This window comes from Burkholderia sp. KCJ3K979, assembly GCF_016759955.1.
Lineage (GTDB): Bacteria > Pseudomonadota > Gammaproteobacteria > Burkholderiales > Burkholderiaceae > Burkholderia > Burkholderia orbicola.
In genome coordinates this window covers 39406-51451 of the sequence record NZ_JACFYV010000028.1, presented here as the reverse complement: position 1 = coordinate 51451, position 12046 = coordinate 39406, and the positions used below count along the sequence as shown (strand labels likewise).

At 66.8% G+C, this 12046-nt stretch carries 13 protein-coding genes; 4 read left to right on the top strand and 9 right to left on the bottom strand.

Annotated elements, in window-relative coordinates:
- The 4 genes from recJ to H3O04_RS09640 all read left to right on the top strand — a co-directional run.
- A partial coding sequence (gene recJ, locus H3O04_RS09655) for a single-stranded-DNA-specific exonuclease RecJ (protein WP_202587570.1) occupies window positions 1-1452 on the top strand: 1452 nt, incomplete at its 5' end.
- A 153-nt stretch (window positions 1453-1605) separates the two neighbouring features.
- A protein-coding gene (gene prfB, locus H3O04_RS09650; protein WP_102961735.1) for a peptide chain release factor 2 occupies window positions 1606-2710 on the top strand; the annotation gives its coding sequence in 2 pieces (ribosomal slippage) (window positions 1606-1686 and window positions 1688-2710; 1104 coding nt in all).
- A gap of 72 nt (window positions 2711-2782) precedes the next feature.
- Entirely contained in the window at window positions 2783-4309 is a 1527-nt protein-coding gene (lysS, locus tag H3O04_RS09645; protein ID WP_006478395.1) for a lysine--tRNA ligase, read from the top strand.
- A 347-nt stretch (window positions 4310-4656) separates the two neighbouring features.
- Entirely contained in the window at window positions 4657-5385 is a 729-nt protein-coding gene (locus H3O04_RS09640; RefSeq protein ID WP_202587569.1) for a glycine zipper 2TM domain-containing protein, read from the top strand.
- Window positions 5386-5542: 157 nt separating this feature from the next.
- Here the strand turns inward: H3O04_RS09640 and iscX are convergent, their stop codons facing one another.
- The 9 genes from iscX to H3O04_RS09595 all read right to left on the bottom strand — a co-directional run bounded on the left by iscX (window position 5543) and on the right by H3O04_RS09595 (window position 12037).
- On the bottom strand, window positions 5543-5752 hold the full coding sequence (gene iscX, locus H3O04_RS09635) for a Fe-S cluster assembly protein IscX (protein WP_006478393.1): 210 nt from the start codon (window positions 5750-5752) through the stop codon (window positions 5543-5545).
- A gap of 19 nt (window positions 5753-5771) precedes the next feature.
- Window positions 5772-6113 carry an ISC system 2Fe-2S type ferredoxin gene (gene fdx, locus H3O04_RS09630; protein WP_006478392.1) on the bottom strand — a complete coding sequence of 114 codons (342 nt, stop codon included), beginning with the start codon at window positions 6111-6113 and terminating at the stop codon, window positions 5772-5774.
- 87 nt (window positions 6114-6200) lie between these two features.
- Window positions 6201-8069: a Fe-S protein assembly chaperone HscA gene (hscA, locus tag H3O04_RS09625; RefSeq protein WP_105798537.1), complete on the bottom strand. Its 1869-nt coding sequence runs from the start codon at window positions 8067-8069 to the stop codon at window positions 6201-6203.
- A gap of 54 nt (window positions 8070-8123) precedes the next feature.
- Complete coding sequence (gene hscB / locus H3O04_RS09620; protein ID WP_006491598.1) at window positions 8124-8651, bottom strand: Fe-S protein assembly co-chaperone HscB; 528 nt, start codon at window positions 8649-8651, stop codon at window positions 8124-8126.
- Window positions 8652-8747: 96 nt separating this feature from the next.
- Complete coding sequence (iscA, locus tag H3O04_RS09615) at window positions 8748-9071, bottom strand: iron-sulfur cluster assembly protein IscA (protein WP_011549461.1); 324 nt, start codon at window positions 9069-9071, stop codon at window positions 8748-8750.
- Window positions 9072-9136: 65 nt separating this feature from the next.
- A complete protein-coding gene (gene iscU / locus H3O04_RS09610; RefSeq protein ID WP_006478389.1) occupies window positions 9137-9544 on the bottom strand; it encodes a Fe-S cluster assembly scaffold IscU in 408 nt (135 codons plus the stop codon).
- 67 nt (window positions 9545-9611) lie between these two features.
- Window positions 9612-10835 (bottom strand): IscS subfamily cysteine desulfurase, encoded by a 1224-nt coding sequence (locus tag H3O04_RS09605; protein WP_011549460.1) that lies wholly within the window; start codon window positions 10833-10835, stop codon window positions 9612-9614.
- Between the two features lie 65 nt (window positions 10836-10900).
- The gene (gene iscR, locus H3O04_RS09600; RefSeq protein ID WP_006401955.1) at window positions 10901-11440 is read right to left on the bottom strand and encodes a Fe-S cluster assembly transcriptional regulator IscR; all 540 of its coding nucleotides are present in this window, start codon (window positions 11438-11440) and stop codon (window positions 10901-10903) included.
- Window positions 11441-11554: 114 nt separating this feature from the next.
- Window positions 11555-12037 carry a low molecular weight protein-tyrosine-phosphatase gene (locus H3O04_RS09595; RefSeq protein ID WP_011549458.1) on the bottom strand — a complete coding sequence of 161 codons (483 nt, stop codon included), beginning with the start codon at window positions 12035-12037 and terminating at the stop codon, window positions 11555-11557.
- Window positions 12038-12046 lie beyond the last annotated feature (9 nt).

Genomic DNA, 12046 nt, shown 5'->3' with positions numbered 1-12046 from the left:
GACGGCGCGACGGCCTGCGCGGTCGCGGTGCGCGGCCTGCGGATGTTCGGCGCGCAGATCGACTACCTGGTGCCGAACCGCTTCGAATACGGCTACGGCCTCACGCCCGAGATCGTCGAGCTCGCGGCCGCGCGCAAGCCCGACCTGCTGATCACCGTCGACAACGGGATCGCGAGCGTCGCCGGCGTCGAAGCCGCGAACGCGCGCGGCATCGACGTGCTCGTGACCGACCACCACCTGCCCGGCGACGCGCTGCCCGCCGCGCGCGCGATCGTCAACCCGAACCAGCCCGGCTGCGCATTCCCGAGCAAGCACCTCGCCGGCGTCGGCGTGATGTTCTACGTGCTGCTCGCGCTGCGCGCCGAGCTGCGCCGCCGCGGTGCATTCGCGAGCAAGGAGGCCGAGCCGCGCCTCGACGGCCTGCTCGACCTCGTCGCGCTCGGCACCGTCGCCGACGTCGTGCGGCTCGACAGCAACAACCGCGTGCTGGTCGCGCAGGGGCTGCAGCGCATCCGCAACGGCCGCATGCAGCCGGGCATCGCCGCGCTGTTCCGCGCCGCCGCGCGCGAAGCGCGCACCGCGTCGGGCTTCGACCTCGGCTTCGGCCTCGGCCCGCGCCTGAACGCCGCCGGGCGGCTGTCCGACATGTCGCTCGGCATCGAATGCCTGATCACCGACGACATCGGCCGCGCGTGGGATCTCGCGCAGCAGCTCGACGTGATGAACCGCGAGCGCCGCGAAATCGAGGCCAGCATGCAGCAGCAGGCGCTCGCCGATCTCGCCGACGTCGATCCGGCCGACGCGTGCACGATCACGCTGTTCAATCCCGCGTGGCACCAGGGCGTGATCGGCATCGTCGCCGGCCGGCTCAAGGAGAAATTCCACCGTCCGTCGTTCACGTTCGCGCACGCCGACGACGAAGGCCGGCGGGTCAAGGGTTCCGGCCGATCGATCGCCGGCTTCCACCTGCGCGACGCGCTCGACCTCGTGTCGAAGCGCGAACCGGACCTGATCGTCGCGTTCGGCGGCCACGCGATGGCGGCCGGCCTCACGCTCGACACCGACAACGTGCCGCGCTTCGCGGCCGCGTTCGAGGCCGTCGCGCGCGAATGGCTGTCCGACGACGCGCTGGCCCGCGTGATCGAGACCGACGGCGAACTCGAGGACGCGTACTTCACGCCGCAGTTCGTCGGCCTGCTCGACGAAGCCGTGTGGGGGCAAGGCTTTCCGGCCCCGCTTTTCTCGGGCGAATTCGACGTCGTGTCGCAGTCGCTCGTGAAGGAAAAGCACCTGAAGCTGCAGCTGGCGCGCGGCCGCCAGCGCTTCAACGCGATCTGGTTCAACCACACCGAGCCGCTGCCGGCGAGCGCGCTGGTCGCGTACCGGCTCGTCGCCGATACGTGGAACGGCGTCACGCGCGTCCAGTTGATCGTCGAACACGCGGCCGGCTGAGCGGGCCGACCGCCCCGCGACGCGCCGCCGCACGCGTGCACGCCGCGCCGGACGGGGCCGCCGACACGCGTACGGGCACCGTTTGCGTCACCGGGCAACCCTCCCGATCAGCTATAATTCCGCTTTTTTACGAAGCCGGAACAGCGAACGATCATGGAAGCGGAACGTCTCAACGCGATCGAAAGCTCCCTGCTCGACCTGCGCAATCGCGCGGGCGAGCTTCGGGGGTATCTTTGACTACGACGCCAAAGCTGCGCGTCTGACCGAAGTCAACAAGGAACTCGAAGACCCGAACGTCTGGAACGATTCAAAGAACGCCCAGGCACTCGGCCGCGAGAAGAAGCTGCTCGAAGGCGTCGTCACGACGCTCACCGCGCTCGATAGCGACCTGCGCGATGCGCTCGACCTGTTCGAGCTGGCACGCGAGGAAGGCGACGAAGACACCCTTCTCGCATCCGAAGACGACGCCGCGAAGCTCGAAGCGCGCGTCGGCGACATCGAATTCCGCCGGATGTTCTCGAACCCGGCCGATCCGAACAACTGCTTCATCGACATCCAGGCCGGCGCCGGCGGCACCGAGGCATGCGACTGGGCGTCCATGCTGCTGCGCCAGTACCTGCGCTACTGCGAGCGCAAGGGCTTCAAGGCGGAAGTGCTCGAAGAGTCCGACGGCGACGTCGCCGGCATCAAGAACGCGACGGTCAAGGTCACGGGCGAATACGCGTACGGCTTCCTGCGCACCGAAACGGGCATCCACCGCCTCGTGCGCAAGTCGCCGTTCGACTCGTCGGGCGGCCGCCACACGTCGTTCTCGTCGGTGTTCGTCTATCCGGAAATCGACGACTCGATCGAAGTCGAGATCAACCCGGCCGACCTGCGCATCGACACGTACCGCGCCTCGGGCGCGGGCGGTCAGCACATCAACAAGACCGACTCCGCGGTGCGGATCACGCACATGCCGACGGGCATCGTCGTGCAGTGCCAGAACGACCGCTCGCAGCACCGCAACCGCGCCGAAGCGATGGCGATGCTGAAGTCGCGCCTCTACGAAGTCGAAATGCGCAAGCGCCAGGCCGAGCAGGACAAGCTCGAATCGAGCAAGACCGATGTGGGCTGGGGCCACCAGATCCGCTCGTACGTGCTCGACCAGAGCCGCGTGAAGGACCTGCGCACGAACGTCGAAATGAGCAACACGCGGGCGGTGCTCGACGGCGACCTCGACGACTTCATCAGCGCGAGCCTCAAACAGGGCGTGTAAGCGCCGCGGCGCGGCCGGCCCGCGCCGCCCTTTCCGTTGCCTTGCCGCACCCCACTCCGAATTCCGACCATCATGACCGAACCGACCCAAACGCAGCCCGCCGTCACCGCGGACGAAAACCAGATCATCGCCGAGCGCCGCGAGAAGCTGCGCGCGTTGCGCGAGCAAGGCGTCGCCTACCCGAACGATTTCCGCCCCGAGCACCACGCAGCCGACCTGCAGGCCAAATTCGCCGATTCGGACAAGGCCGCGCTCGAAGCGAACCCGGTCGAGGTGTCGGTGGCCGGCCGCATGATGCTCAAGCGCGTGATGGGCAAGGCGAGTTTCGCGACGGTGCAGGACGGCTCGGGCCAGATCCAGTTCTTCGTGACGCCGAACGACGTCGGCGCCGACACCTACGACGCGTTCAAGAAGTGGGACCTCGGCGACATCGTCGCCGCGCGCGGCGTGCTGTTCCGCACCAACAAGGGCGAGCTGTCGGTCCAGTGCAAGGAGCTGCGTCTGCTGTCGAAGGCGCTGCGCCCGCTGCCGGACAAGTTCCACGGCCTGTCCGACCAGGAAATGCGCTACCGCCAGCGCTACGTCGACCTGATCGTCACGCCGGAAACGCGCGACACGTTCCGCGCCCGCACGAAGACGATCGCGTCGATCCGCAAGTTCATGGACAACGCCGACTTCATGGAAGTCGAGACGCCGATGCTGCACCCGATCCCGGGCGGCGCGGCCGCGAAGCCGTTCGTCACGCATCACAATGCGCTCGACATGCAGATGTTCCTGCGCATCGCGCCGGAGCTGTACCTGAAGCGCCTGATCGTCGGCGGCTTCGAGCGCGTGTTCGAGATCAACCGCAATTTCCGGAATGAAGGCGTGTCGCCGCGCCACAATCCGGAATTCACGATGATGGAGTTCTACGCCGCGTACACCGACTACCGCTGGCTGATGGACTTCACCGAGCAACTGATCCGCCAGGCGGCAATCGATGCGCTCGGCACCGCGACGATCCAGTATCAGGGCCGCGAGCTCGACCTCGCGAAGCCGTTCCATCGCCTGACGATCACGCAGGCGATCCAGAAGTACGCACCGGACTACACCGACGGCCAGCTGTCGGACGACGCGTTCCTGCGCACCGAACTGAAGCGCTTCGGCGTCGACGTGTCGCAGCCGGCGTTCCTGAACGCCGGCATCGGCGCGCTGCAGCTCGCGCTGTTCGAGGAAACGGCCGAAGCGCAGCTGTGGGAGCCGACGTTCATCATCGACTACCCGGTCGAGGTGTCGCCGCTCGCACGCGCATCGGATACTGTGCCGGGCATCACCGAGCGTTTCGAGCTCTTCATGACCGGCCGCGAGATCGCGAACGGCTTCTCGGAGCTGAACGATCCGGAAGACCAGGCCGCGCGCTTCAAGAAGCAGGTCGAGCAGAAGGACGCGGGCGACGAGGAAGCGATGTTCTTCGACGCCGACTACATTCGCGCGCTCGAATACGGGATGCCCCCGACCGGCGGCTGCGGGATCGGCATCGACCGTCTCGTGATGCTGCTGACCGACAGCCCGACGATCCGCGACGTGCTGTTGTTCCCGCATCTGCGCCGCGAAGACTGACGGCCGCGACCGCGTGTGCGCCGCCCCCCGTGGCGCGCACGCGTCGGCTTTGTAACGACGCGTAAATCCCGCCAGCCGGCGTCTGCCGGCCTTCGATCCTTCCCCGTTTTATTCCCTTGTCGCGACGCCCTTCTCCGGGTTTTCCCGGTAGCAAGCGTTGATCCCGTGCTGCAATTCGTTACACCTTGATACGGTGCACCTCTGGGCCGTGGACGACACTCCTGTTGCGTCACCACGCATGACCACGGGACCAGAACGAGGCGCCGGAACGCCGAGTCTGCTCGCTCCCGAGCGTGGGATCCTGCTCCGGCGCAGCGCGCCGATCCGGATCGACCTTGGAGAACAAAATGGACAACCAGAATCAGACCACGCCGCAAAAGCAACGCCTCCACCCGCTGATCGCCACCGCAGCCGGCGCCGTCATCGTCGCCAGCCTCGCGGCGACGGCAGCGATCACGGGCGTGTTCCCGAAAGCCACCAGCAGCAATGAACAGAATGGTCAGACCCAGGCTGCGCTGATCGCGTCGCAGCCGGCCGTCGATACGGCCGCGGCCGCCAGCGCCGCGCTGGCCGCACAAGCGCAGCGGCAGGCCGCGGAACAGGCCGCCGCGCAGCAGAAGGCCGCCGTCGCGCAGGCCGAGCCGAAGCCGGCGCCGCGCCCGGCCGCGCCGCACCGCCGTCACACGACCGCGCCGCAGCCGCCGCAATACGCGCAGCAGCCGTCGGCGCCGGCGCAAGCCTACTGCCAGAGTTGCGGCACGGTCGTCGCGATCACGCAGACGCGCACGCCGGGTCAGAGCTCGGGCATCGGCGCCGTGGGCGGCGCAGCGGCGGGCGGCCTGCTCGGCAACCAGTTCGGCAACGGCAACGGCCGCACCGCGATGACGATCATCGGCGCGCTGGGCGGCGGTCTCGCCGGCAACCAGGTCGAGAAGCAGGTCCGCGCGGAAACCGACTATCAGGTGCAAGTGCAGATGGAAAGCGGCGCGACGCGCACGTTCACGTACCACAACCCGCCGCCGTTCGGCCAGGGTCAGCGCGTGCGGATCGAGAACGGCACGCTGGTCGGCGCTTGAAGCTGATCGTGTAGTCGCCGGCGTCCCGCTGCCCGCACGTCGTGCGCGGCGTCGCCCAAAACGAAAACGGCTCGCGAGCAAGCGCTCACGAGCCGTTTTTCATTGACGCGGCGCGCACCGTTGCAGCGCCCGCCGTGGCCGTTCGGGTCGGGGCCGATCAGTCCTCGTCGTCGAAATCCGATTCGTCGATCCAGTGCGCCTGGATCGCCTCGAGGATCTTCTCGCCGGAATGCGTCGGATCGTCGTCGAAGCCGTCGAGCTCGAGCACCCACTGGCGCAGGTCGACGAAGTTGATCCGCTGCGGGTCGATGTCGGGGTGCTTGTCCGCCAGCGCAATGGCTATTTCACGCGAATCGGTCCATTTCATCGCCTGCCTCCGGTTCCTGTCAGTGATTTTCCTTCGCGTGGTTGATCGAGTACTTCGGGATCTCGACCACCAGGTCTGAATCTTCCTTCACGATCGCCTGGCACGACAGGCGCGACGTCGGCTCCAGGCCCCACGCCTTGTCCAGCAGATCGTCCTCGTCCTCCTCGGACGGCGTCAGATCGTTGAAGCCTTCGCGGATCACCACGTGGCACGTCGTGCATGCGCACGACTTCTCGCATGCATGTTCGATCTCGATCCCGTGATCGAGCAGGTTGTCGCAGATACTCTTGCCGGGCGTCGCGTCGATCACCGCGCCGTCCGGGCACAGTTCGACGTGAGGCAGCACCACCAGTTGAGGCATGTTCGTTCCGTCAGTCAGGGTGCGGCGCCGCGCGCCGCACGTTCATCATCGCGCGGGCCGTTGCCGGCCGATGCGCGGTTCGTGGGTTCAGATCTCGTCGAGCCGGCGGCCCGACAGCGCGCGCCTGATGCTCTTGTCCATCCGGCGCGCCGCGAATTCGTCGGTCCCGTCGGCCAGCGCCTTGGTCGCCGCTTCGATCGCATTCGTATCGTCGCCCTGCGCGACCGCGCGCAACGCCGCGGCGAGCGCATCGACCTGCGCGCGCTCGTCGGCCTCGAGCAGTTCGCCGTCGGCCGCCAGCGCGGCCTGCGTCGCCTCGAGCATCCGTTCGGCCTCGACCTGCGCTTCGCGCAGCGCGCGGGCCCGCATGTCGATTTCGGCGGTCTTGAAGCTGTCTTCCAGCATCTTCGCGATGTCGTCGTCGGCGAGGCCGTACGACGGCTTCACGACGACCGATGCCTCGACGCCCGACAACTGCTCGCGTGCGAACACCGACAGCAGGCCGTCCGCGTCGACCTGATAGGTCACGCGAATGCGAGCCGCGCCCGCCGTCATCGGCGGAATGCCGCGCAGCTCGAAGCGCGCGAGCGACCGGCAGTCGGCGACGAGCTCGCGCTCGCCCTGCACGACGTGGATCGCCATCGCGGTCTGGCCGTCCTTGAAGGTCGTGAATTCCTGCGCACGCGCGATCGGAATCGTCGAGTTGCGCGGAATGATCTTCTCGACGAGGCCACCCATCGTCTCGACACCGAGCGACAGCGGAATCACGTCGAGCAGCAGCCAGTCGTCGCCGGTGCCGCGATTGCCCGCGAGCAGATCGGCCTGGATCGCCGCGCCGAGCGCGACGACCTGATCCGGATCGAGGTTCACGAGCGGCGGCTGGCCGAAATACTTCGCGACCGCGTCGCGGATCACCGGCATGCGCGTCGCGCCGCCGACGAGCACGACGCCCTTGATGTCGGCCGGCGTGACCTGCGCATCGCGCAGCGCCTTGCGGGTCGGCGTGAGCGTGCGCTGCACGAGCGGCTCGACGAGCGACGCGAAGGTATCGTGCGAAATCGTCTGCACGAGGTGTGCGCCGCTCGACAGCGTCACGTCGAGCGCCGCTTCGGGCGCCGACGACAGCGCTTCCTTCAGCACGCGCACCCGATCGAGCAGCAGGCGCACGTCTTCGGGCGCGAGCGTCTTCGCGTCGATCCCGGCCTGCGCGAGCACGTGGCCGAACAGCGCGTGGTCGAAATCGTCGCCGCCGAGCGCGGAATCGCCGCCCGCGGCCAGCACCTCGAACACGCCCTTGGTCAGCTTCAGGATCGACAGGTCGAACGTGCCGCCGCCGAGGTCGTACACCGCGTAAAGGCCTTCGGCCGCGTTGTCGAGACCGTAGGCAATCGCCGCGGCGGTCGGTTCGTTCAGCAGGCGCAGCACGTTGAGGCCCGCGAGACGCGCGGCATCCTTGGTCGCCTGGCGCTGCGCATCGTCGAAGTAAGCCGGCACCGTGATCACCGCGCCGACCAGCTCGTCGCCGAGCGAATCTTCCGCGCGATAACGCAGCGTCGCGAGAATCTCGGCCGACACTTCGACCGGGCTCTTCACGCCGTCGATCGTACGGATCTGCACCATGCCCGGCGCATCGACGAATTCGTACGGCGCGTTCGCCGCGCCTTCGACCTCGGCCTTGCCGCGGCCCATGAAGCGCTTGACCGACACGATCGTATTGCGCGGATCGGTCGCGGCCTGCTCCTTCGCTTCGTGGCCGATGCGGCGGCCGCCCTTCTCGAGGTAACGGACCACCGACGGCAGCAGCACGCGGCCCGCTTCGTCCGGCAGGACTTCGGGCACGCTGTTGCGCACGGCGGCGACGAGCGAGTTCGTCGTGCCGAGATCGATCCCGACGGCGAGTCGCCGCTGGTGCGGCGCCGGCGCCATGCCCGGTTCGGAAATTTGCAGTAAAGCCATCTTGGTTCGTTCGGGCGCTCGGCCCGTTTGCTGCGCGTGCCGCAAGGCACGCGGTTAAGTTTCGAGGCGCTCGATCTGCGCGCCCACTTCCGACGCGACTCGTTCGATGAACATCAGCTGACGCACGGCTTCCGCGGCGGCCTGGTCGGCACCGCTGTCGAGCAGCGTGCCGAGGCGCTCGACGCGCACGCGCTTCTCGTCGCGCAGCTCGGCAAGCAGCGCATCGAGCGCGTCGACGTTGCGGGCGGCCGCGGCATCCTCGATGCCCTCGCGCCACTCCATCTGCTGCATCAGGAACGCAGGCTCCATCGCCGTGTTGTTTTCCGCGCCGATGTCGACACCGCGCAGCGACAACAGATAGGACGCGCGCTTCAACGGATCGCGCAGCGTGCGGTACGCCTCGTTCGCGCGAGTGGCCCATTGCATCGCGATGCGCTTTTGCGCGTCGCCGGCCGCCGCGAAGCGGTCGGGATGCACCTGCGTCTGCACCGTCCGGTAGGCGGCGTCGAGCGCCGTCTCGTCGAGCGCGAATTGCGCCGGCAGGTGAAACAGGTCGAAATGGCTGTCTTTCAGCGAAACCATCGTCGCGTTCAATTCCGGTTCGTCGTGCGGCAAGCGCCGCACATTAAAAAGGCGGCCCGTGCCGCCTCTTGCCCGCATCGCGCGGAGGGAGCCGCGTCACACGCGGAACGATTCCCCGCACCCGCACTCGTCCTTCACGTTCGGGTTGTTGAACTTGAACCCTTCGTTCAGGCCTTCGCGGGCGAAGTCGAGCTCGGTGCCGTCGATATACGCGAGGCTCTTCGGATCGACGACGACCTTCACGCCATGGCTCTCGAACACCTGATCCTCCGGAGCCAGATCGTCGACATACTCGAGCTTGTACGCGAGCCCCGAGCACCCGGTCGTACGAACGCCAAGCCGCAGGCCCACACCCTTGCCGCGACGGACGAGGTATTTCTGAACGTGCTGTGCTGCTTTTTCGGTCAGTGTAATTGCCATGATGTCCTTGCCGCGGCGCCCCACCCGGAGGCCCCGCGTTTCCTTCCCTAGCCGCTCGATGCCGCTCAGGCGGCTGCCTGATCGCTTTCCTTGGTGTCGTGGCGCTTCTTGTAGTCGGCCACGGCTGCCTTGATCGCGTCTTCCGCGAGGATCGAGCAGTGAATCTTCACCGGCGGCAGCGCGAGTTCTTCGGCGATCTGCGTGTTCTTGATCGACAGTGCCTCGTCGAGCGTCTTGCCCTTCACCCATTCGGTGACGAGCGAGCTCGATGCGATCGCCGAACCGCAACCGTAGGTCTTGAACTTCGCGTCTTCGATCACGCCGTCCGCGCCGACGCGGATCTGCAGCTTCATCACGTCGCCGCATGCCGGCGCGCCGACCATGCCCGTGCCGACCGTGTCGTCGTCCTTCGCGAACGAACCGACGTTGCGCGGGTTTTCGTAGTGATCCAGAACCTTGTTGCTGTAAGACATGACTCAGACTCCTTGACTCGTTACGTCTGCGTGCGTCAATCCGCCCGCGGTTGCATTCAATGCGGTATCAGTGCGCGGCCCATTCGATCGTCGACAGATCGATGCCTTCCTGGTGCATTTCCCAGAGCGGCGACAGTTCGCGCAGCTTCGCGATCTTGCTGTTCAGCAGGTTGATCACGAAGTCGACTTCCTGCTCCGTCGTGAAGCGGCCGACCGTGAAGCGGATCGAGCTGTGCGCGAGCTCGTCGTTGCGGCCGAGCGCACGCAGCACGTACGACGGCTCCAGCGACGCCGACGTGCACGCGGAGCCCGACGACACCGCGACGTCCTTGATCGCCATGATCAGCGACTCGCCTTCGACGAAGTTGAAGCTGATGTTCAGGTTGTGCGGGACACGGTGATCCATGTCGCCGTTCACGTAGGTTTCCTCGATCTGCGACAGGCCGCGCAGCAGCTTGTCGCGCAGCATGCGGATGCGCTCGTTCTCGGTCGCCATTTCCTCGCGCGCGATGCGGAACGCTTCACCCATGCCGACGATCTGGTGCGTCGGCAGCGTGCCCGAACGCATGCCGCGCTCGTGACCGCCGCCGTGCATCTGCGCTTCGATGCGCACGCGCGGCTTGCGGCGCACGTACAGTGCGCCGATGCCCTTCGGGCCGTAGGTCTTGTGTGCCGAGAACGACATCAGGTCGACCTTCAGCTTCGCGAGGTCGATCGCGACCTTGCCGGTCGACTGCGCGGCATCGACGTGGAACACGATGCCCTTCTCGCGGCAGATTTCGCCGATCGTCTCGATGTCCTGGATCACGCCGATCTCGTTGTTCACGTGCATCACCGACACGAGGATCGTGTCCGGGCGCAGCGCGGCCTTGAACACGTCGAGGTCGATCAGGCCGTCATCCTTCACGTCGAGATAGGTGACTTCGAAACCGTCGCGCTCGAGCTCGCGGCACGTATCGAGCACGGCCTTGTGCTCGGTCTTCACCGTGATGATGTGCTTGCCCTTGCCCTTGTAGAAGTTCGCGGCGCCCTTGATCGCGAGGTTGTCCGACTCCGTGGCGCCGGACGTCCAGATGATCTCGCGCGGGTCGGCGTTCACGAGTGCGGCCACCTGTTCGCGCGCTTCCTCGACTGCACGCTCCGCGTCCCAGCCGTAAGCGTGGCTGCGCGACGCCGGGTTGCCGAACTGCTCGCGCAAGTACGGCACCATCTTGTCGACCACGCGCGGATCGACGGGCGTCGTCGCGCTGTAATCCATATAGATGGGCAGGTGGAGAGTCTCTTGGGTCATCTGTCGCTCCGGGTATTCTGTGCAGGGACTATGTGCGTTATGGGGTATGGCGGGCGCTTTCGCGCTCACGAACTCGCGATGTTGAACACCGAATTGGGGCCGAGCGGCATCGTGCGCACGGGCTCGGCCGGTGCGGCGACGGGCTCCGGCGCGCGACGGTCGCGCAGCACCGCGGGGGCGCCCTCGCGTGCGCGCTGCTGATCGACGAGATCCTGCAGCGACACCGAATCGAGGTATTCGACCATCTTCTGGTTCAGCGTCGACCACAGCTCGTGCGTCATGCAATGGCCGTCGGGCTGCTTCGAGCCGTCGCACGTGCCTTTGCCGCCGCACTGCGTGGCGTCGAGCGGTTCATCGACCGCGATGATGATGTCGGCGACGGTGACGTCCTGCGCGCGACGCGCGAGGTTGTAGCCGCCGCCCGGGCCGCGCACGGATTCGACGATTTCATGCCTGCGCAGCTTGCCGAACAGCTGTTCGAGATACGAGAGCGAAATCCGCTGGCGCTGGCTGATGCCTGCAAGCGTCACCGGGCCCTGCTCCTGGCGCAGTGCCAAGTCAATCATCGCCGTGACGGCGAAACGGCCTTTGGTGGTGAGTCTCATGGTGTCTAGGGGACTGCAATCTTGACGATTTTGGTCAAGTATAAATATTTGACGTTTTTAGTCAAGTATCCATGTCTTTGAAAGGGTATTCGCAGACCGCTGAATAGCGCGCGGTCAGTGCGCCGTGCGTGCGCGCAGCGTCTCCAGCAGACCCGCGCATGCGCGCTCGACCTGGTCGAGCACCTGCTCGAAGCCCTGCGCGCCGCCGAAATACGGATCGGCCACTTCGGTTTCGGTCGCGCCCGGTGCGAATTCCATCAGCAGGCGCACTTTCTCGCGGTGCTGCGGCGGGCAACGGCGGCGCAGTTCGGCGAGATTCGCCTCGTCCATCGCGAGCAGCAAGTCGAATTGCTCGAAATCCGCCGCGCTCACCTGCCGCGCGCGCAGCGCCGACAGATCGTAGCCGCGGCTGCGGGCCGCCGCCTGCGCCCGCGTATCGGGCGGTTCGCCCACGTGCCAGTCGCCGGTGCCGGCCGAATCGATCGCGATCCGGTCGGCCAGCGCGGCCGCGTCGACCTGGTGGCGCATCACGCCTTCCGCGGTGGGCGAACGGCAGATGTTGCCGAGACAGACGAAACAGATCGCAACGCGGGTCATCGCACTATC